The following is a 19706-nucleotide window of genomic DNA, read 5'->3' as shown; positions in this document are numbered from 1 at the left end:
CTCACCCCCTTGGTACCCATACCCGCCGCACGGCGGTCGGGGTCAGGAGGTGACGGCGAGGGCGGTGGCCAGGGAGTAGGCGCCGCCGTCGGTGCCCAGGGAGCGGGCCACCAGGGAGGCGGTGGCGCAGCCCAGGCGGGCGGCTTCCGGAAGGGGGTGGCCGAGGGAGAGGCCGCGCAGGAAACCGGCGGAGAAGGCGTCGCCGCAGCCGGTGGTGTCGACCAGCTCGTCCGGCGGGATCGGGTGGGCGGCCACCTCGAAGAGGGCGTCCGGGGTGGCCACCAGAGCGCCCCTGGCGCCCTGGGTGACGGCGACGCAGCCCGCGCCGTGGGCGAGGAGGGCGCGGGCCGCAGCGGCGAGATCGGGGGCGCCGGTGAAGCCGAGCGCCTGCTCGTCGTTGGGGAGGAGGTAGTCGGTGTGCGGGAGGGCGTCGGCGATCCAGTCGAGCAGACCGGGGTCGCCGGGCGCGAGCACGTCGACGGAGGTCGTCGCGCCCAGGGAGCGGGCGTGCGCGAGCAGTTCGGCGGCGGCCGGGCCGCCCAGGAACTCCGGGCCGCCCAGGTGCAGGTGCGTGACGCCCGCGAGGGCGGCGAGGTCGAGGTCGTCCAGCGTGAAGGCGCCGTTCGCGCCGACGCAGTGCCACGCGGGACGGTCGCCGTTGGGCCGCACCGGGATCACCGACGCCGACGTCTGGTGCCCGTCCTTGCGGACCAGGCCGCGCACGTCGACGCCCTCGGCGGCCAGCAGCGACACGAGGGTCGCGCCGATCGGGTCGGCGCCGACCGCGCCGAACGAGCGCACCGAGGCGCCGAGCCGGGCCAGCACCAGCGCCGTGCCGCCCGCGGTGCCCGCCGCCGAGAGCCGGATCGTGTCGACGAGCTGCCCGTCCGACCCGTCGGGGATCCCGGTGACGCCGACGACGTGGGTGTCGAGCACGTGCACGCCGACGGCGGCGACCGTCATGTCCGTCGTGTCGGTCATGGCTGCTTCTCTCCGTATCCGCGCGTCAGCGCCTGCGTGATCACGTCGGTCTGCTCCTCCTCGGTGAGGAAGCGGGGGGCGCCCAGCGCGCTGGCGCGGGCGTGCAGGGCGGCGAGCCACTCCAGGAGGAACGCGTTCTCCACCGCCTTGTCGAGCGTCGCTCCGATCGCGACGGACCCGTGGTTGGCCATCAGCGCAGCCTGACGCCCCGCGAGCGCCTCGCGTACGTGCCGGGCGAGGGCGGGCGTCCCGAACGTCGCGTAAGGCGCGACACGTATCGCGCCGCCCAGCAGGAGCTGCTGGTAGTGCAGGACGGGCAGCTCCGGGAGCACACAGGCGACCGCGGTGGACCAGGGCGCGTGGGTGTGCACCACCGCGCCCGCCCCGGTGTCGGCGTAGACGCCGAGGTGGAGGTCGATCTCGGAGGTGGGCGTCCCGGTGCCGTCGCCGACGCGCACCACGTCGTCCGCGCCGCACTCCGCGAGCACCACGCCGCTCGCCGTCGCCCACACCGCGTCGCCGACGCGCGCGCTCACGTTGCCCGCCGTCCCGACCAGCAGCCCGCCCGCGGCGAGCCGCCGCGCCGCGCCCGCCACGGCGGCCCGGGGTCCGTCCGGTTCCGTCATCAGCACCACATTCCCGGCACTCCGCCAGTGAAGATCGGAAAACGGGCACCGAGTCTAGACCGGTGTCCCATGCCGCTCCCAGCCCCCGACTGGCGGCATGACGCGGGACCGGAGCGCGTCAGGCGGCGTTTGGGGGCGGAAAGTGTGGTTTGGAGCGGTCCTTCGGAGCCTGAGAGGTGGACGATCTTCCCTTTTGTCGGGGCGCGCCCTAGGTTGTGATGCAGCTAACAGGCGGTTCGCGGGTAAGGCGGAAGCGGTATGGCCGAGATCGTGCTCGACGGGGTGAGCAAGTCCTACGCGGTCGGGGAGCGGGTCGTCGACGACCTGCGGCTGCGGATCCGGGACGGCGAGCTTTTTGTCCTGCTCGGTCCGTCGGGCTGCGGCAAGTCCACGGTGCTGCGGATGATCGCCGGCCTCGAGGAGATCACCACCGGCGACCTGTGGCTGGACGGCGTGCACGCCAACGACCTCGAACCCCGCGACCGCGACGTCGCGATGATCTTCCAGAGCGGCGCGCTCTACCCGCACCTCAGCGTCCGCGACAACATCGGCTTCCCGCTCAAGCTCGCCGGCGAGGCCCCCGACGAGACGTCCGAGAAGGTCACCGAGATGGCCCGCGCGCTCGGCCTGGACGAGATGCTCGGCCGCAAGCCCGCGACGCTCTCCGGCGGCCAGCGGCAGCGCGTCGCGATGGGCAGGGCGATGGTCCGCGAGCCCAGCGTCTTCCTCATGGACGAGCCGCTGTCCAGCCTCGACGCGGGCCTGCGCACTGAGCTGCGGATGGAGATCGGCGGCATGGTCCGCTCGCTCGGCGCGACCACCGTGTACGTCACGCACGACCAGATCGAGGCGCTCACCCTCGCCGACCGGATCGGCGTGATGCGTGACGGCGTCCTCCAGGACGTCGGCACCCCGCAGCAGCTCTACGACGACCCGGCGACGGTGTTCGTCGCCGCGTTCCTGTCGAGCCCGCAGCTCAACCTGCTGGCCGGGACGGCGTGGGCCGTCCGCGACGAGGGCATCGTCATCGGGCTCGGCGAGCAGCGCCTCACCCTGCCGTGGCGCGACCCGCGCGCCGCCTCGTTCGTCCCGCACCACGGCGAGCCGGTCATCGTGGGGCTGCGCCCGGACACGCTCACGCCCGTCACGGAGCCGACCGGCGGGCCGGTGCTCAGCGCGCGGCTGCGCGCCGCGGAGTTCCACGGGCACGAGTGGATGGCGTTCGCCGAGGTCAACATCCCCGGCGTCGACCCGGACGAGATCGGCGCCCGGCCGCGTCCGCGCGCCGAGGACGGCCGCGCGTCCGGGGGCTTCCTCGGCGCCCTCCTGGGCCGCCGCAGGCCCGAGCCGGTCGCCGAGCCCCGGCACGTCGGCCACCGCCGCCGCACCGACCTGCTGTTCCGCGCGGGCCCCGCCCGGAGCATGAGCGGCGGCTCGACCGTGCACCTCGCCGTCGATCTCGACCGCGCGCTCTTCTTCGCCCGTGACGGCCGCCGGATCGACCCGCTTCACCGCTGACATCCCTCCCACCCCCCTCGACGCCCGTCCCTGCACCGCAGGCGACGGGCGTCGGCTTTCCCCTGTCTCCCCGGCAACTGATGAATCATCAGAACTGATGAAAGCATCAGTTCTGATGAGCATTGACGCAGGCTGGTATCAAAGTTGATGCTGTCATCAGTTGTGGTCTCGTCTCGGGAGGTGGACGCGGATGGCTGTCGCCGTCGTCAGAAGTCGTGAGGGTTGGTGGGTGGAGACGCCCGGGGGCCTCGCGGCCGTGGAGACCTCCGCGGCCACCACGGCCGACCTGTTGGCCGATCGGAGCGCCGTGGAAGCGGCCGTCAAGGCGGCGAGCGAAGGCGGGGCCGCGCTGGTGCCGCGTGAGGATGTCGCCCTGCTTTCGCCCGTGACGGCGCCGTGCAGGGTGGTCGCCCAGATGGTCAACTACAGGTCGCACGCCAAGGACTCCGGGCTGGATCCGGACACGCTGCCGCCCGCGTTCTTCCGCAAGTCCTCGGGGTCGGTCACCGGGCCGTACGGGGAGATCCGCAGGCCGGAGGGCGTCCGCCTGCTGGACTACGAGGTGGAACTCGGCCTTGTCATCGGGACGCCGCTGCCGGTCGGTAGCCGGATCACCGAGGCGGACCTCGCCGACGTCGTCGCGGGGCTCGTCATCGCCAACGACGTTAGCGCGCGGGACCTCCAACTGCCGAAGACCCAGTTCTACGAGAGCAAGTCCTACCCGACGTTCACGCCGCTCGGCCCCCGGCTGCTGCTCGCCGACGCGGCGGAACTGGCCGGAATCGGCGATCTGCGGCTCACCCTGGCCGTCAACGGGAAGATCAGACAGGACATGCCGGCCACTGACATGATCGTGCCGCCCGCGCGCGCCCTGGGCCTGCTGACGCGCTTCCAGGAGCTCGCGCCGGGCGACGTGCTGCTCACCGGCACCCCCGGCGGGACGGCGCTGCGCTCGCCCGGCGCGCTGGCGGAGAAGGTCGGCGCGCTGCTGCCCGCGCACGTCAAGTGGCGGACGTTCTTCAAACGCCAGGAGGCCAACCCCGCGTATCTCAGGGACGGCGACGTGGTCACCGCCCGCATCCGCACCCCCGACGGGCGGCTCGACCTCGGCGAGCAACGCACACCCGTCGGCTGACGCGAGGAGGAGGACGTCATGCGCACCGATCCGCACCAGGATTCGCACAGCGAGCGGGGCGCCCTGCGCGGCGAGCACCCCGGCCGGGCCGCCGACCCGGTCATCAAGGTCGTCGACCTCGCCTGGCTGGAGTTCGTCAAGCCCGATCTCGACCGGGCCGAGCGGTTCGCCCGGGACTTCGGGTTCGCCGTCACCGTCCGCACACCGGACGAACTGCGGCTGCGCGGCGCGCTGCCCGGCACGGACTGCCTACGCGTCCGCGGAGGGCCCCGCCCGGGCTTCGCGGGGCCCGTCTTCCAGGCCGCCGCCTCCGCCGACCTCGACCGCCTCGCGCGCGCCACAGGCGGCGTTGTGCAGGACGTCGACGGAGGAGGCCGCCGCGTCACGGCACGCACCCCTTCCGGGCTGGAGGTGGGCGTCGTCCACGGCGCGCCCGCTTACGGCGGCCTGGAGCTCCAGCCGCCGCTCGGCCTCAACACCGGCGGGCTCGTCACCAGGACCAACGCGGGGCAGCGCCCGCCGCGCGCGCCCGCGACGGTCGAGCGGCTCGGCCACGTCGTGCTCTCGACCCGCGTGTTCCGGCGCGACCTCGACTGGTTCCTGGAGCACCTCGGCCTGATCGTCAGCGACTTCCTCCACCTGGACGGCCAGCGCGAGCGCGGCCCCACGATGGCGTTCCTCCGCTGCGACAGGGGAGCGGAGCCGGCCGACCACCACACCCTGGCCCTGCACCTCGGCCCCCACCTCGGCTACGTGCACTCCGCCTACCAGGTCGCCGACCTCGACGCGCTCGCCGCCGGAGGGGAGTACCTGAAGGAACGCGGCTACCGGCGGTCCTGGGGCATAGGTAGGCACATCCAGGGAAGCCAGATCTTCGACTACTGGCGCGACCCGGATCGGCTCCTCCTTGAGCACTTCACCGACGGCGACCTGTTCGACGCGTCCGTCGAGCCGGGGTGGGCCGCCATGTCGTCGTCCGGGCTGGCCCAGTGGGGTCCGCCCGCCACCGCCGACTTCCTCGGCAGCCGTCCTTCCCCCGCCCTGCTGCGCGACGCCGTGGCGGCGCTGCGCGGCGACACCGAGATCGACATCCCCCGCCTGCTCGCGCTGGCCAAGGCCATGAGTGCCTGACCCCTGAGGAGACCCCCGATGGCCCCCACCCCGTCGCACACCCTGGGCGACCGTCCCCTGGTCCTGCTCCCCGAGGACCTGCCCGCGATCGAAGCCGTCCCCTTGCACGAACGCCCGCTTCCGGCGAGCACCTACGCGCTGCTGGAGCGGACCGCAGGCGCCCACCCCGACAGGACGGCCCTGTATCTGCTCGGCGAAGGCGGCGTCCCGTGGCGGGACGCACCGTCGTGGACGTACGGGACGCTCCTGGAACGCGTCCACAAGGCGGCGAACGCGTTCCTCGCGCTCGGGCTCGCCGAGGGCGGCGTCGTCGCGCTGATGCTGCCGAACCTCGGCGCCACCTACGCGGCGCTGCTCGGCGCCCAGGCCGTCGGGATCGTCAACCCCGTGAACCCGGTGCTCGCCGAGGACCACCTGGTGCAGATCCTTACGCTCACCGGGGCGGAACTGCTCCTGGCGCCGGGCCCCGGCCTGTCTCCCGAGCAGTGGGCGAAGGCGCGGCGGATCGCCGCGCGGCTGCCGCGCCTGCGCGCGCTCGTGGCGGTCGGCTCCCCGCCCGGCCCGGAGGACAGCGACGCCGTCGACTTCGACGCGCTGACCTCCGACCAGCCCGGAGACCGCCTCCTCACCGACCGCCGCCCCGCGCCGGACGACCTCGCCGCCTACTTCCACACCGGCGGCACGACGGGCGTGCCGAAGGTGGCGCCGCACACCCACGCGATGGAGGTGTACATGGCGTGGGCGCTCGGCTGTTCGGGCGCCTACCTGGACGGCTCCGTCGGCATGTCAGGGCTGCCGCTCTTCCACGTCAACGCCGTGCACGTCACGGGGCTGGGCCCGTTCATGCACGGCGTGCCCGTCGTCTCGCTGGGGCCGCTCGGCTACCGCGACAAGGCACTCATCGCCGAGTTCTGGCACGTCATCGCGCACTTCCGGGTGTCGAGCTTCTCCGGCGTCCCCACCGTCTACGCGGGGCTGCCGCCCGTGCCCGACGGCCTCGACCTGTCGTGCCTGCGCGCGGGCGCCGTCGGGGCGGCGCCGCTGCCCGGCAAGGTCAGGGAGTCGTTCGAGGCCAACGCCAAGGTCGCGCTGCTCGAAGGGTACGGGCTCACCGAGGCGACCTGCGCGACGGCGGCCACCCCCGCGTTCGCGCCCCGCGCGGGCTCGGTAGGGCTGCGGCTGCCCTACCAGGACGTCAAGGCGGTCACCGTGGACGCGGAGGAGCGCCCGATAGGCGACTGCCCGCCCGACGTCCAGGGGGTACTCGCGATCAAGGGGCCGAGCGTGTTCCCCGGCTACCTGCGGCCCGGCCCCGACGGACGGCCCGCGCCCGACCCGTCCGGCAAGATCTTCGACGGATGGCTGCTCACCGGCGACCTCGGCAGGGTGGACGCCGACGGCTACGTGTACCTCACCGGACGTGCCAAGGACCTCATCATCCGGGGCGGCCACAACATCGACCCCATTCTCGTCGAGGAGTCGCTGATGGCCCATCCGGAGGTCGTCGCGGCCGCCGTCGTGGGGGCGCCCGACGCGCACGCGGGCGAGGTGCCCGTCGCCTACCTGGTGGTCGCGCAAGGAGCGCGCGCGACGGAGGAGGACCTGCGCGGGTGGGGGCGCGAGCACGCCCCCGAGCCCGCCGCCGCGCCGCGTTCCGTGCACTTCGTGGACCGGCTGCCCACGACGCTCATAGGCAAGGTCTACAAGCCCGCGCTCGTGCAGGACGCCGTACGCCGGGTCGTGCTGGCCGAACTCGACAGGGCGGGGCTGAGCGCGTCCGTCGAGGTGGACCTCAAGGACGGGCGGCCGCACGCGGTCATCGCCCTGCAAGGGGACGCCTCCGCGTTGGCGTCCGAGCTCGACCGCTACGCGTTCACCCACGAGATCGCCCCATGACGCTGTCCGACCTGCCCGAGGAGGTCCCGGTCCTCGTTGTGGGGGCCGGGCCCACCGGGCTCACCTGCGCGTCCCTGCTCGACCTGTACGGGGTGGACAGCCTGGTCCTGGAAAGGCACGAGGACGTCTATCCGCTGCCCCGCGCCGTCCACCTGGACGACGAGGTGTTCCGCCTCCTCCAACGCGTCGGGGCCGCCGAGGGGTTCGCCCGCGTAAGCCGTCCCGCGCAGGGCATGCGCCTCGTGGACGGGCGGCTGCGGACCATCGCCGAGTTCCGCCGCGACAGCGCCTCCGGCGTCCACGGCTGGCCGCAGGCGAACCTGTTCGACCAGCCCGACCTGGAAGGGCTGCTGCGCGCCGGGCTCGCGCACCGGCCGCGCGTCACACTGCGCACGGGGGTCGAGGTCGAGCACGTCGCGCCGGGGGACGCGCTGCGGCCTGCCTCCGTCCGGGTCCGCTGCCTGAAGACGGGCGACGTCCGGACCGTCACCGCGCCCGTGGTGCTCGGCTGTGACGGCGCGGGCAGCCTCGTGCGCACCGCCGTCGGCGCCCGGATGCGGGACCTGCGGTTCACCGAGCGCTGGCTCGTCGTGGACGTCCGCTGCGCCCGCCGCCTCGACCTCTGGGACGGCGTGGACCAGGTGTGCGACCCGGCCCGCGCCGCCACGTTCCTGCGCGTGGGCGACGACAGGTACCGGTGGGAGTTCCGCATGCTCCCGGACGAGACCCCTGAGGCGCTCACCTCCGACGCCGCCCTCGCCCGTCTCCTCGCGCCGTGGCTGCGTGACGTGCCCATGGCGGAGGTGACCGTCATCCGTAGCGCCTCCTACACGTTCAAGGCGCGCGTCGCCGACAGGTGGCGCGCCGGAAGGCTGTTCCTCCTGGGCGACGCAGCCCACCTCACGCCCCCGTTCATCGGCCAGGGCATGGGCGCGGGACTGCGCGACGCGGCGAACCTCGCCTGGAAACTCGCCGCCTCGGCGGGCGCCCTCCCCGCGCCCTTCGACGCGGCGGGCACCGGCACCGGCGCGAAGGGCCATCCCGACCCGGTGGCGTACGACAGGCTCCTCGCCACCTACGAGGCGGAGCGGCGGCCGCAGGCGACCCGGATGATCCGGCTCGCCGTCACCACCGGGTGGGTGATGACGGGCGGCCAGGACGCCGCAGCGGTGCTGCGGCGCGGGCTGTTCGGCGCGCTCGCCCGGCTGCCCGGGTTCGCCGCGCTGATGCTGCGCGGCGTCGCCCCGCGCCTGCCGCGCGGCCCGCTCGCCGCCGGACGCCGCCGAGACCGCCTCTCGGGCACGCCGCTGCCCCAGCCGAGGGTGGCCTGGGGAAACGGCTCCGCGCTCCTTGACGAGCCGCTGGGGCCCGGCTGGGCGGTGGTGACGCGCGCCGCCCCGACGCCGGAGGTGACCGCGCTCGCGGCCCGCTTCGACGCCGTCGTCGTGCACGCCGGTCCCGACCGCGTCGTCCTGCACCTGCCCGACGGCGCCGTCACCGCCTCCGACGGGGGAGCCCTGGCGGGCTGGCTGCGGCGCGGGCGCGCGACGACGGTGCTGGTCCGCCCCGACCGCGCGGTCCTCGCCGACGCGGCCTGGCGGGCGCTGCCGTCCTGACGGCCGCCGTCAGGGCGCGGGGAGCGGCAGGGAGGCGATCCGGCGGGCCTCGGTGCGGGGCAGGCCGAACATGCGCAGCAACTGCGCGGCCAGGTCGTCGGTGGCGCGGGCGGCGTCCACCTCGGGCCGCGCCTCCAGGTAGTGGAGCAGACCGAGCAGGGAGCCGCCCGCGCACGCGACGGCCACGTGCGGGTCGTCGATCTCCAGCCGTCCCGCGTCGGCGGCGGCCCGCAGGTCGCGCAGCGCGTACGCGCCCAGGCCGGACGCGGTGTCGAGGTAGCGGAGCCCCGTGTTCAGCACGATCCTGGCGATCTGCGGGTGCGTCTCGCGGAGGCGCCCGGTGAGCCTGATGCCCGCCGCGAACACCTCGGCCGGGTCGTCGAGGCCCCGGGTCGCCTCGGCCACGAGCCTTCCGTGCTCCTCCAGCGTCGCCGCGATGGCGGCCTCGAACAGCTCCTGCTTGCTGGTGAAATGGTTGTAGAACGTGCCGAACCCGACATCCGCCGCGTCGGTGATCTGCTGGATGCTCACCTCGCCCTGCCGCCGCGCCGCGAGGACGCCCTGCGCGGCGGCCACCAGCGCCGCCCGCGTGCGCGCCTTGCGCCGCTCGCCCCGGTTGACCGTCGTATCCCGCCCAGCGTCCACCCCCCGAACCTATCGAACCCATCAGCACTGATAAAACCATCACTCGGAGCGCGTCGAAGGGTCCTCGGTGAGTTCGTCCAGGTGGGCGCGGAGCGCGCGGACCTCCTGTGCCGCGCGCCACGCCTGCGGCGAGGGCCCCGACTGGGAGCAGACCCGCAACAGGTGCAACTGGGCGCGCTGGAGCCGTCGGAGGGTGCGCGCCGCCGGACGCCCGTGGCGGAACCGTAGATGCTTCCGCGCGCGGCGGCGCTCGGAGAACGACGCAAGCGCGGGGATCTCCTCCGGCGTGACAAGGGTGCGGTCCAGGTAGGCGTCGGTGATGGCACGGACCCGGCAGTACTGCTCGCGGCTCGCCAGGTACCAGACGGCGAACCCCACGACGAGCACGGGCACGCCCTTCACCAGCGCGAGCGTGAAGACACCGCCGTCAAGGCCCTGCAACCACGGCGAGTCCCAGAAGAAGTGCGCGGACCACGCCAGGAGGAAGAACAAGGCGGCCACCGCGAGGCGACGCGGCAAGGGGTGCTCCGGCCGGGCCACCAGATAGCCGAGGCCGAAGCACGCGATCGACGTGTACAGGGCGTGGCTCCACAGCCCGCCCAGGAGGCCGCGCACGATGAGCATGACGATGACGGGGGCCACCTGGTCGCTGCTGGGGAACTGGATGGCCGTGTTCGCCGTGTAGACGAGGTCCTCCATCACCTGGAAGCCGAGCCCCACCATCGCGCCCATGACGACGACGGACAGGATCGTCGGGAACTGCGTGCGCGCGATCATCACGAGGAGGACGACGCCGAGGTACTTGAAGATCTCCTCGTTCGTCGGCGCGGCCAGGGCCGGACCCCACCGCGCGGCGAACTCCGGGCCGCCCAGCTTGGCCGCCAGCGACTCCACCGCGCCGTTCACCGGGATCACCAGGTAGACGGCGCCGAACCCGCCCCACGCGAACGCGAGGGCGAAGCCCAGAGGCGAGTGCTGCTCGAAGACGTCCAGGGCGCGCAGGAACAGCAGGAACGGCACCGTGTACAGGCTCCACACCAGCGTCCCTACCAGCACCGACGTAGGCACGATCTCGTAGCTCAGATGGATCTTCGACAGCGTGGAGAACGCCCCGATGACGAGGAAGAACACCAGGAGCCAGAAGGCGGCCCTGCGCGGCTGGAAGAACCCGTCCACGGCGACGGGAGGCCCGACGGCGGAACTCACGCCTTCTCTCCGATCCTGACGCTGTCCACCATGCGCTGGAACTCCGGCAGATGCCGCAGCAGGGCGCCGTGGGCGCTCTCGGCCCGCAGTGTGATGACGGTCCGCGCCCTGGGCTCCCAGCCCATCCAGACGAGCCCCTCGCCGTTGACGCCCGAGTAGTAGAACCGCACGCCGCCCAGCCCGTTGCCGGTGTGGAAGGACTGGTCGCCGCCGAACACCCGCGCCCCGGACGCCTTCCTGAGGATCCGCCGCTCCTGGATGACCTTCCCGTCCAACCGCTCCGTCCAGGCCGCCAGCCGCACGCTGAAGGCGCTGGACCGCCGGGTAACGGTCGCCAGCGTCCCGGGCGTCGTCCGGGCCCTGGAGAGCGACCACGCGGCCGCGGGCGTGAACGACACCGACGCCGACACATACACCGCCCGCCCCGGCGGCACCTCCTCCCGCCCCGGCACCAACGCGTCCCACCCCAGCCAGAACCCCTCCCAAAGACAAACAAACCCCAACACCAACACCGACCCCTTCCACGTCCCATACCTCTCCCGCGACGGCACAACCCCCACCCCCACCCCCGTCCCCCCGCCAATCACCACCGCGCCCCTTCCCCGATCGGTTACCCATGGTGAGTATCACGCTACTTTTCGACACTCCTCGCATTTTCCCCCGACCCCCGGGAACCGGGCTGAGCGCCGCCTGTGCCGGAGGGCGCGGGGGGTCGGGTGGTGGAAGAGGGATACCCCTGGGGGTATGTTGGGGGGATGTGGATGGATGAGGAGTTGGCGGGGGAGGCGCTGGTGCGGTTGCGGCGGGCCAGCGGGCAGTTGGCCGGGGTGATCGCGATGATCGAGGAGGGGGAGGACTGTGCGAAGGTGCTGACACAGCTCGCGGCGGTGTCGAAGGCGCTGGACCGGGCCGGGTTCAAGCTGGTGGCGACGGGGCTGCGGCACTGCCAGGCGGCGGCCGAGCGGGGCGAGGAGGCGCCGATGGAGATCGCCGACCTGGAGAAGCTGTTCCTGGCGCTGGCCTGACGGCCGCGCCCCCGCGGGCCCGGCGCGAGCGGGCCTTCTTTCTGGGCTCTACATACCCCGGGGGGTATCTGATGGAGATCATCGAGTTCCGTACCGAAGGGCTGGGCGACCAGTCGTACCTGCTGGCGCACGAGGGGAAGGCGGTGCTGGTCGATCCACAGCGCGACGTCGGGAGGTTCCTCGACGCGGCGGCGGCCCGCGACCTGGAGGTGCGGTTCGTGCTGGAGACCCACCTGCACAACGACTACCTGTCCGGCGGCCCGGTCGCCGCCGCGCGCGCGGGCGCCGAGCTCGTCATGCCGGCGGGCGCGGCGCCCGCCTACCCGCACACCCCGGCGTTCCACCTGGAGGACCTGCCTGGGCCGGACGGCCTGACGATCAGACCGGTGCACACGCCGGGACACACCCCTGAGCACACCAGCTACGTGATCCTGCTTGACGGCGAGCCGGTGACGGTCTTCTCCGGCGGGAGCCTCCTCGTCGCGTCAGCGGGACGGACCGATCTGCTCGGCCCCGAGCGCGCCCGTACGCTGGCGCGCCTCCAGTACGGATCGGTCCACCGGCTCGCGGGGCTGCCCCGTGACGTCGCCCTGTACCCGACGCACGGGGAGGGCTCCTTCTGCAGCGTCAGCGGCGCTGGCAAGTACACCTCGACGATCGGGGCGGAGCAGGACGGCAACCCCCTGCTCGCGCTGCCGGGGCCCGAGGAGTTCGCCGACCGGCTTCTGGCGACCCGCCTTCCCATCCCGGCCTTCTACGCGCACATGGGGCCCGGCAACGTCCGGGGCGCCTCCGCGCCGCCGTCCACGGAGCTCCCGGAGCTGGCCGTGGCGGACGCGCTCGCTCTGGACGGCGTCCACCTCGTCGACATGCGGCCCCGCGCCCGCCAGGCCGAGGGCTTCGTGCCCGGATCGCTCGGCGTCGAGCTGGGCGCCGACTTCGGTAGCTGGACGGCATGGCTCCTGCCGCAGGGCGCCCCCGTCGTGCTCGTCGCCGACCCCGGCCAGGACGTCGCCGAGGCCCGCGCCCAGCTCGCCCGCCTCGGGTTCGACGACGTGCGCGGCGTCGTGCACGACCTCGCCGACCTGGCCACCGCCCGCTTCGCCCTCCTCGACCTCGCCGAGGCCCGCGCCGCCGCCGCGACCACGCGGGTCCTCGACGTCCGGATGGACCACGAGCGGGTCGCAGCGCCCCTCGCCGGAGCCGCGGCGCGCTTCCTGCCCGAACTCCTCAGCCAGGGCCTCCCGGACGATCTGACGCCCGCCGAGCCCGTCCTCATCGCGTGCGGCTCCGGCCGCCGCGCCACCATCGCGGCGGTCCTCCTCACCAACGCGGGCCACACAGTGTCCGTCCTCAACGACGCCCCCGCCCCCGCCCTGGCGTGACGCGCGGCCCCCTAGCGCAAGGAGAAACGGTCATGCACGTCCTCGACAGCGCCCGGCTGAAGGCGGCGGGACGGCCCGTCGTCGTCTCGGGCGTGCACGCGCCGCACCGCCGGTGAGCCTGCTGCTGACCCTGCTGGGCGCGGCCGCCGTCGGCGTGACGCTCGGGCTGCTCGGCGCGGGAGGGTCGATCCTCGCGGTGCCCGTCCTGGTGTTCTTGGCGGGGCAGCCCGTGCAGGTCGCGATACCGACGGCGCTGGTGGTCGTCCTGCTGTCGTCGCTCGGGGCGCTGCTGCCACGGCTGCGCTCCGGCGTCGTCAGGTGGCCGGTCGCCGCCGTGTTCGCGGTGGGCGGTGTGCCTGCGGCGCTGATGGGCGCGCGGATCGGAGCGGCGCTGCCGGAACGGGTCCTGATGCCGGTGTTCGCGCTGCTCATGGCCGTCGTCGCGGTCCGGATGCTGCGCGACGCCCGCCCGCTCGGCACCGCCTGCCGGACGTCGGGGGCGGCCCGTCCCGAGCGGCGGCGCTGCCTGCCCAAGGCGCTCGGCGCGGGCGCGGGCACGGGCGCGCTGACCGGTGTGTTCGGCGTAGGCGGTGGCTTCGCTGTCGTCCCCGCCCTGACGCTCCTGCTGGGCCTCACCGCCGCCGAGGCCGCCGCGACGTCCCTCGTCGTCATCGCCGTCAACTCCGCGGCGGGCCTCGCCGGGCACCTGGGCGCCCATCTGAGCCTGCCCCTCATCGTGTCCTTCGCCGCCACCGCCATCGCCGCCTCGACCCTCACGGGGCGCCTGGCCCGCCGCGTCCCGCCCGAGCGCGTCCGCCGCACGTTCGCCTGGACCGTCCTCGCCCTGGCCCCCTGCATGGCGCTCACCGCCGTCTGAATCCCCGCCGAACCTCCCCGTTCCGGTGGAAAGGAAGGGGCTCGGTGGGGTTTTATGCCGGGATGGGCACTGAGGCGCGGACGCGGCTTCTCACCTTCGGCGGGGCCGTCGTGGCGGCGATCGGCGGGGTGGCGACCAACCGCGTCGAAGGCGCCTGGTGGGCACAGGCGCTGTGGTTCGGCACCGCCGTCGTCGCGATCCTCGTGGCGGCGAGCCTCCAGTTGCGCGCCGCGCGCGGCGCGCAGGCGCAGGGCTCCGAGGCGCGGGCCACCCGGACGGGCAAGGCGACCGTGGGCCGCGGCGGCACCGCCAACACCGGCGTGACAGGCCCCGCCACCGCCCGCCCCGACCACGTGAGCGCCGCCGATACCGGTGACGCCGAGGCGGGCGACGACGGCACCGCCAACACCGGCATCAGGTTCGACGGGCCCGACTGACCATGGCCGCCCCGCCCGGGTGGTAGGCCGTGGGTGGGGGGCGGCGTCACTCCTGTGGGGGAGGCGGGCTCGGCCGAGCGAGCGATCCGCGTTGCTATACACCGTGCGTATAGTCGCCGACCATGGACAACGGAAGGACGTTGCTCGGGTTGCTGAGTCGGGAGCCGAGCTACGGCTACGACCTGAAGCACTCGTTCGACAGGTATTTCGGGGCGGAGAAGCCCCTCGCCTTCGGGCAGGTCTACGCGGTGCTGGCACGGATGCTCAGGGACGGCCTGATCGTGCTGGTCGGGGAGGAGTCGACGGGCGACGCGCCCGACCGCAAGAAGTACCGGATCACCCAAGTCGGGCGTGAGGCGCTGCTCGGCTGGATGTTCACCGCCGAGCCGCCCGCCCCCGCCGCCCGGCGCGACCTGTTCGCCAAGACCGTCGTCGCGCTGCTCGTCGACGAGGACGCCCAGCGGCTCCTCGACGTGCAGCGCACCGCCCATCTGGCCCGTATGCGGGAGTTGACGCGCGCGCGCAGGGACGCGCCGCTCATCGAGGTCCTCGCCTGCGACCACGCCCTTTTCCACCTGGAGGCCGACCTGCGCTGGATCGACATGGCGGCGGCCCGCCTCGACGCCCTCAAGGAGGAGATCTCCCGATGACCGCCCCTGTGCTGTCCGCCCGCGCGCTGCGCAAGTCCTTCGGTAGGACCGACGCGCTGCGCGGCGTCGACCTGGACGTCAGGCAGGGCGAGGTGCTCGCCGTCATGGGCCCGTCCGGCTCAGGCAACCCGGAGCGGGGGGTTAGCGCACTTCTTTTCTCTTGAGCCTTCATTATCGCATCTTGGGGCTGCTGAGCCAAGGTGTTTGCCCTGGTCAGAAGGCGAACTCTTATGCGGTGGGTCGGTGGGGGCGGGGTTTGGCGCGTTGGTGCGGTGAGGGTCGCGCGCCTGAATCGGGGTGTGAGGGGGTGGCGTCAGGTGGGCGCGCTGGTTGGCGCGTGTGTGGTCAGAGGGTCGCGCGCCCGTGGTCGGCGGCGGTAGGCGGGCCGGTAGGCGTGGGGAACCGGGGGTGTGGGGGCGGGAGCCCCCGCTAGTGGTCGCATGGCTGAGGGGCTGAAGGGGGGCGGCCTGGTGGCGGTGCGTTGGTCGGTGTCGGGTGCGGTGGCGGTCGCCTGCGGGCTAGCGGCTTGGGGTTCGGTCGCTGTGCATGTCCGCGCGAACGGTGGGGGGTGTGACAGAGAGGTTCGCGCGGACATGTGCAGCGGTGGCGGGGGACTGGGGGCGGCTAGCCCCCGGCGATGATCTCGGTCAGCCCTGGGTTCTGTGGCGGGTGGGAGGTTTGACGGGCTCGGGGCGGTGCATACTCCTAGCGCGTGCTCACGGCCTGCTGGGGCGTCGGTCCCCGTGGCGGTCGGCGGCGGTGCGCGCTCGGCGGTGCGGCTTCCTCGTCGCTGATGCTCTTTCGTTCGTGGATCACCTGCGGGTCAGTCATCCTGAGCGAAAGGAACCGTGATGGTGCAGCTTCGGATCATGGCGCGCGGTCGGCAGGCCAAAGGGGAGCCGGGGGCGGTCCGGCAGGGGGAGATAGAGGTGGCACGGGTCGTGCTGCTGGGGCCGTCGGGTGAGATCGTGGCGGATGTGGTGGCCGATGACCTGGTGATGCTGACGGCGGGCAACCTGCCGGGCAGCTACGTGGATGTGGTGCGGACGGCGCGGCCGAACGCTTACCGGCCGTGGACTGCGGAGGATGACGAGCGGGCGGCCCTGGTGACGGGCGGCGCGAAGGCCGTGGACCTCGTCCCGGTGTTCGATCGGCGCTTGGGCGCGATTCAGAGCCGGGTCAGGAAGCTTCGGAGCCGGGGCAAGCTCGGGTAAGGCCGATTCCCACAGAGAAAGCGCAAGGGGTCGTCAACGGGCCGTGAATGGCTGGCTGACGGTCCGAGAGGCGGCCTCACGGCGAGGTGGGAGCGTCCGGCAAGCGAAGCGGCCGGACGCGTACCCACCGCTGCTAGTGAGCAGGCCGATCGGGCCCGGAAGCCTCCGTAGGCCCGTCAAGACCCCCAACCTTGATCCTGTAGGGGAAAGCCTCACACGGCGGTCAGAGGTCGTGGTGACCAGCCTTGACGCCGATGAGCAGGCTCCGGAACCCCCGAGCGTTGACGCTGAGGTGGGGTGATTCGGGCTGCTTGCTGTCCCGGACCCCGATCGTCTGAGTGAGAGCCGCCACCTCTACACACTGCCCATTGGAACTGGACCTGCTGCTCTTGCGCCACGGAGCGTTTCCAAGGCTCATCGCGCGCCCTCCCCTCACTCCAGACTTGCGGCCCTACGTCTCATCAGCTCCACAGATGCAGCAGGGCTGAGAGCAACGGCCCGTAGGTGCTCGTACATGGCACTATACCGGCGTACATCGGGCTCTTCCTCAAGGAAGAGGTCCCCCGCCACGCTGTCGATGTAAATCGTGGTGGGTTGGGCGGCGAACGCCATCACGACGAAGGAACCGAGCATCCCCGGGTGGCCACCGACGTCGAAAGGGATCACCTGGACGGTGATGTTGGGCGTCTGGGCGGAGTCGATGAGGTGAAGGATCTGCTCGCGCATGACTCGGGCGCCGCCGACGAGCCGGTGGAGCGCCGCTTCGTCGAAGATGGCCCAAAGATGCAAGGGTGCGTCGCGGGTGAGGACCGCTTGGCGGCTTACTCGTGCCAGAACCCGCCGCTCAACCTCATCGGCGGTCAGGGTCGGCATTCCGTCAGGGATGACATGTCGTGCATAAGCCTCAGTCTGGAGCAATCCGGGCACATACAGGGACTCGTAGTTCCAGATGCTGCGGGCCTCGTCCTCGAACTCGATGTACGCGCTGTACTCCTCGGGCAAGCCCTCCTGGTATGGCTCCAGCAAGCCCTTCTTGCCGGAGTCCTTGAGGAGCTGGACCAGGGCCGCGCGCTCCTCGGGCTCCACCTCGTACAGGTCTAGCAGCGCCTTCAGGGTCCGGGCCTGCGGTCTGACCTTGAACATCTCGATGCGGTAGAGCGTGGTGGGGTTGATGCCGGTGTGCTCGGCTACGTACTCCCTGCTCAGCTTCAGGTCATCGCGCCGACGTCGTAGGCGTCCGGCCAGTCTCCGCAGGCGGATGGTCGGTTGCGGTCGTGCTGGCATCAAGATCCTTCCTAAATGCAGAGATTCAACTTATGCATAAACCTTGCATCCTCCCTGCGGGCTGATACATGCTAGGGCCTAAGCATGGCAGTTAGGCGGAGCGAACTCACCCAAACACGAATAGTGGTGGAGTCTCCGCGCTCAAACGCAGACGACCCCGGTCGGTGATGGCGCACCGGGTCCGGGGTCTTGACCGGAAAGTGAGGTTCCGACCATGGGTCATGTTACGGCCGTTGGTGCGCGCTTGAGCGCGGAGGGCTGGGAGAGGTTGCGCGTTGAGCTTCACCCGGAGGGGTTGAGGCTGGGGGTGGTGCGGCGGTGGGTGCGGGGGCTGTTGGCGGGGTGTGGGGCGGTGGATGACTGTCAGGTGGTGGTGTCGGAGTTGGTGGGGAACGCGGTGCGGTATGGCGGGGTGGAGGTTGTTGTGGTGGAGCTGCTGGTGCGGCATGGCTTGGGGATGGTGCAGGCGGAGTTGCGGCACGCCTACCGGGGTGGGGAGGTGGCGGTGTCGGGGGTGGCGGTTGATGAGCGGGCGGCACTGTTGGGGGACGGTGACGCTCCGGTGGATCTGGCGGAGTCGGGGCGGGGCCTGCTGGTGGTGGAGGCCCTGACAAAGAACTTCGTGCAGGAGGCGCACGGGCCGTCGTTGGTGTCGGTGTGGTCGCACGGGTGTGGTTGTGGGGGCCGGTGATGGGCGGGTTGTCGGGGGCGATCGCGGCCACGGCCGGTGGCGGAGGGGTTCGCCGGTCTTTTCCTGTACCGCCCCGGTGGGGGCTTTCGTTGAGAGGGGTCGTGTCGGTGTCTGCGGAGTTTTCGGGGAGTCCTTGGGCTTCGTTGCCGGTGGCCGATGGGCCGTTGCGGTTCGGGTGGTGGGTGTCGGATGTGCGGCGGCTGGCGCTGACGGCGGTGCGGCGGGTGGGGTATTCGCCTGGGTGGTCGAGTGATCAGGTGGAGGTGGCGTTCGGGGCTGCGGTGGAGTACCTGTATGGGTGCCGGGAGGCTCCGGAGGCGTCGGAGTTGCTGGCGGCCTCGTGGCGGGCGCTATCGGCGCGGTGGGAGAAGAATCGGCGGTTCTTCGGCAAGGATCAGCGGCGGCCTGGTGAGCGGTCGCGGGGGTTCCAGCGGTATTGGTCGTCGGTGGCGGGTGGGGAGGGGGGGTTTGAGGATCGGGTGGTGGAGTGGCGGGCGGTGGTGCAGATCTGGCCTTTGCTGGCGGAGGGGGACCGGGCGGTGCTGGTGGAGCTGGCCAGGGCCGATGGGGACGCCGGTGCGGCGGCGCGGGCGCTGGGGATGGAGCGGGCGGTGTTCATGGATCGGGTGAGGCGGGCCAGGGGACGGTTCCTGGTGCTGTGGCATGACGGTGAGGTGCCTTCCACGGTGTACGGGAAGGGGCGGCGTGGTGGTGACGCCCGGCATTCGGTCACGTACTTCTTGCGCCTGCGGGCGCGGCGGCGCGCGCTGGAACTGGCGGGGCAGTCGGCTTCGGTGCCGGTGCCAGGGCAGGAGGAGATCCGCGAACGTTACGCACGCGGGCAGAGCATCGCGACGATTGCCGAAGCGATGGGCCTCAAGCCGATGACGGTGCATAAGCGCATGGTCCAGGCGGGCATCCCGCGCCGCCCCCGCAACTCCCTCATCGCGGCGCGGCGGATCGACGTGGACACCGACGACATCGCCCGCCGCTACGCCCAGGGAGAGTCCACCTACACCATCGCCCAGGCACTGGGAGTCTCCCGCTCGGTCATCACCAACCGCCTCAAACGCGTGGGAATCCCCCGGCGCGCCCCCGGCGGAACCCCGCCCCCTGCCAGCAGCAACACACCCGGCCCCCCACCAGACACCCCATAAACACCCCATCCTGTGCGACCCAATTACGGATTGTTGTCTGCGAAGCCCTCGTGGTGTTGCTGGTCGCCTTCGCCAGCGTGGCGGCGGGCTTCCTGATCGGCGCGTGGTGGATGCGGCACGTGGGCCGGGTGCGGCGTCTCGCCGCGACAGAAAAAGGCGGGTTGGATGCGTGATAGAGGGAGCGCGCCGGCCACCTCACCCTGCGCCAAGATCACTATGGTGCTGGCTGAGG

The 19706-nt window shown here is 72.4% G+C and carries 22 protein-coding genes; 15 read left to right on the top strand and 7 right to left on the bottom strand.

Going from position 1 to position 19706, the window contains the following annotated elements:
• Positions 1-42: 42 nt before the first annotated feature.
• Both LO762_RS10805 and LO762_RS10800 read right to left on the bottom strand, forming a co-directional pair.
• Complete coding sequence (locus LO762_RS10805; RefSeq protein WP_230614433.1) at positions 43-981, bottom strand: carbohydrate kinase family protein; 939 nt, start codon at positions 979-981, stop codon at positions 43-45.
• A complete protein-coding gene (locus LO762_RS10800) occupies positions 978-1607 on the bottom strand; it encodes a class II aldolase/adducin family protein (protein WP_230614432.1) in 630 nt (209 codons plus the stop codon). The genes LO762_RS10805 and LO762_RS10800 overlap by 4 nt, the downstream gene beginning before the upstream one ends.
• Before the next feature lie 258 nt (positions 1608-1865).
• On the opposite strand from LO762_RS10800, the gene LO762_RS10795 reads away from it, so the two are divergent.
• The 5 genes from LO762_RS10795 to LO762_RS10775 all read left to right on the top strand — a co-directional run bounded on the left by LO762_RS10795 (position 1866) and on the right by LO762_RS10775 (position 8903).
• Positions 1866-3125, top strand: a complete 1260-nt coding sequence (locus LO762_RS10795) for an ABC transporter ATP-binding protein (RefSeq protein WP_230614431.1) — start codon at positions 1866-1868, stop codon at positions 3123-3125.
• 229 nt (positions 3126-3354) lie between these two features.
• Positions 3355-4260, top strand: a complete 906-nt coding sequence (locus LO762_RS10790; RefSeq protein WP_230614430.1) for a fumarylacetoacetate hydrolase family protein — start codon at positions 3355-3357, stop codon at positions 4258-4260.
• 18 nt (positions 4261-4278) lie between these two features.
• Complete coding sequence (locus LO762_RS10785; RefSeq protein ID WP_230614429.1) at positions 4279-5391, top strand: VOC family protein; 1113 nt, start codon at positions 4279-4281, stop codon at positions 5389-5391.
• A gap of 18 nt (positions 5392-5409) precedes the next feature.
• Positions 5410-7287 (top strand): acyl-CoA synthetase, encoded by a 1878-nt coding sequence (locus LO762_RS10780; RefSeq protein WP_230614428.1) that lies wholly within the window; start codon positions 5410-5412, stop codon positions 7285-7287.
• Complete coding sequence (locus LO762_RS10775) at positions 7284-8903, top strand: bifunctional 3-(3-hydroxy-phenyl)propionate/3-hydroxycinnamic acid hydroxylase (RefSeq protein ID WP_230614427.1); 1620 nt, start codon at positions 7284-7286, stop codon at positions 8901-8903. Before LO762_RS10780 ends, LO762_RS10775 begins: the two co-directional genes overlap by 4 nt.
• Before the next feature lie 9 nt (positions 8904-8912).
• Here the strand turns inward: LO762_RS10775 and LO762_RS10770 are convergent, their stop codons facing one another.
• From LO762_RS10770 to LO762_RS33445, 3 genes are read right to left on the bottom strand one after another with little or no spacing between them, the layout of a single operon-like run.
• Positions 8913-9548, bottom strand: a complete 636-nt coding sequence (locus LO762_RS10770) for a TetR/AcrR family transcriptional regulator (protein ID WP_230614426.1) — start codon at positions 9546-9548, stop codon at positions 8913-8915.
• A gap of 39 nt (positions 9549-9587) precedes the next feature.
• On the bottom strand, positions 9588-10754 hold the full coding sequence (locus LO762_RS10765) for a PrsW family intramembrane metalloprotease (protein ID WP_230614425.1): 1167 nt from the start codon (positions 10752-10754) through the stop codon (positions 9588-9590).
• Positions 10751-11206: a hypothetical protein gene (locus LO762_RS33445; protein ID WP_230614424.1), complete on the bottom strand. Its 456-nt coding sequence runs from the start codon at positions 11204-11206 to the stop codon at positions 10751-10753. Before LO762_RS33445 ends, LO762_RS10765 begins: the two co-directional genes overlap by 4 nt.
• A 303-nt stretch (positions 11207-11509) precedes the next feature.
• Here LO762_RS33445 and LO762_RS10755 point away from each other — a divergent pair, with 303 nt between their 5' ends.
• The 7 genes from LO762_RS10755 (at position 11510) to LO762_RS10725 (ending at position 16342) form a co-directional block, all read left to right on the top strand.
• Complete coding sequence (locus LO762_RS10755; RefSeq protein WP_230614423.1) at positions 11510-11779, top strand: metal-sensitive transcriptional regulator; 270 nt, start codon at positions 11510-11512, stop codon at positions 11777-11779.
• A gap of 71 nt (positions 11780-11850) precedes the next feature.
• Positions 11851-13164 carry an MBL fold metallo-hydrolase gene (locus tag LO762_RS10750; RefSeq protein WP_230614422.1) on the top strand — a complete coding sequence of 438 codons (1314 nt, stop codon included), beginning with the start codon at positions 11851-11853 and terminating at the stop codon, positions 13162-13164.
• 112 nt (positions 13165-13276) lie between these two features.
• Complete coding sequence (locus LO762_RS10745; protein WP_230614421.1) at positions 13277-14041, top strand: sulfite exporter TauE/SafE family protein; 765 nt, start codon at positions 13277-13279, stop codon at positions 14039-14041.
• Between the two features lie 62 nt (positions 14042-14103).
• On the top strand, positions 14104-14478 hold the full coding sequence (locus tag LO762_RS10740) for a hypothetical protein (RefSeq protein WP_230614420.1): 375 nt from the start codon (positions 14104-14106) through the stop codon (positions 14476-14478).
• 122 nt (positions 14479-14600) lie between these two features.
• Complete coding sequence (locus LO762_RS10735) at positions 14601-15128, top strand: PadR family transcriptional regulator (RefSeq protein ID WP_230614419.1); 528 nt, start codon at positions 14601-14603, stop codon at positions 15126-15128.
• Entirely contained in the window at positions 15125-15292 is a 168-nt protein-coding gene (locus LO762_RS10730) for a hypothetical protein (RefSeq protein WP_230614418.1), read from the top strand. The genes LO762_RS10735 and LO762_RS10730 overlap by 4 nt, the downstream gene beginning before the upstream one ends.
• A gap of 687 nt (positions 15293-15979) precedes the next feature.
• Positions 15980-16342 carry a hypothetical protein gene (locus LO762_RS10725; protein WP_230614417.1) on the top strand — a complete coding sequence of 121 codons (363 nt, stop codon included), beginning with the start codon at positions 15980-15982 and terminating at the stop codon, positions 16340-16342.
• Between the two features lie 223 nt (positions 16343-16565).
• Here LO762_RS10725 and LO762_RS10720 read toward each other — a convergent pair whose 3' ends face one another.
• Complete coding sequence (locus LO762_RS10720) at positions 16566-16760, bottom strand: DUF397 domain-containing protein (RefSeq protein ID WP_230614416.1); 195 nt, start codon at positions 16758-16760, stop codon at positions 16566-16568.
• A 14-nt stretch (positions 16761-16774) separates the two neighbouring features.
• The gene (locus LO762_RS10715; protein ID WP_230614415.1) at positions 16775-17626 is read right to left on the bottom strand and encodes a helix-turn-helix transcriptional regulator; all 852 of its coding nucleotides are present in this window, start codon (positions 17624-17626) and stop codon (positions 16775-16777) included.
• A gap of 352 nt (positions 17627-17978) precedes the next feature.
• On the opposite strand from LO762_RS10715, the gene LO762_RS10710 reads away from it, so the two are divergent.
• The 3 genes from LO762_RS10710 to LO762_RS32465 all read left to right on the top strand — a co-directional run bounded on the left by LO762_RS10710 (position 17979) and on the right by LO762_RS32465 (position 19647).
• Positions 17979-18317, top strand: coding sequence for a hypothetical protein (locus tag LO762_RS10710; RefSeq protein WP_230614414.1), 339 nt, complete (start codon positions 17979-17981; stop codon positions 18315-18317).
• Between the two features lie 182 nt (positions 18318-18499).
• Entirely contained in the window at positions 18500-19474 is a 975-nt protein-coding gene (locus LO762_RS10705; RefSeq protein WP_230614413.1) for a helix-turn-helix domain-containing protein, read from the top strand.
• Positions 19475-19524: 50 nt separating this feature from the next.
• Complete coding sequence (locus LO762_RS32465; protein ID WP_255685338.1) at positions 19525-19647, top strand: hypothetical protein; 123 nt, start codon at positions 19525-19527, stop codon at positions 19645-19647.
• Positions 19648-19706 lie beyond the last annotated feature (59 nt).

This window comes from Actinocorallia sp. API 0066 (genome assembly GCF_020991275.1).
GTDB lineage: Bacteria > Actinomycetota > Actinomycetes > Streptosporangiales > Streptosporangiaceae > Actinocorallia.
The sequence above is the reverse complement of the archived record's forward strand: the minus strand, read 5'-3'. Positions and strand labels throughout refer to the sequence as shown.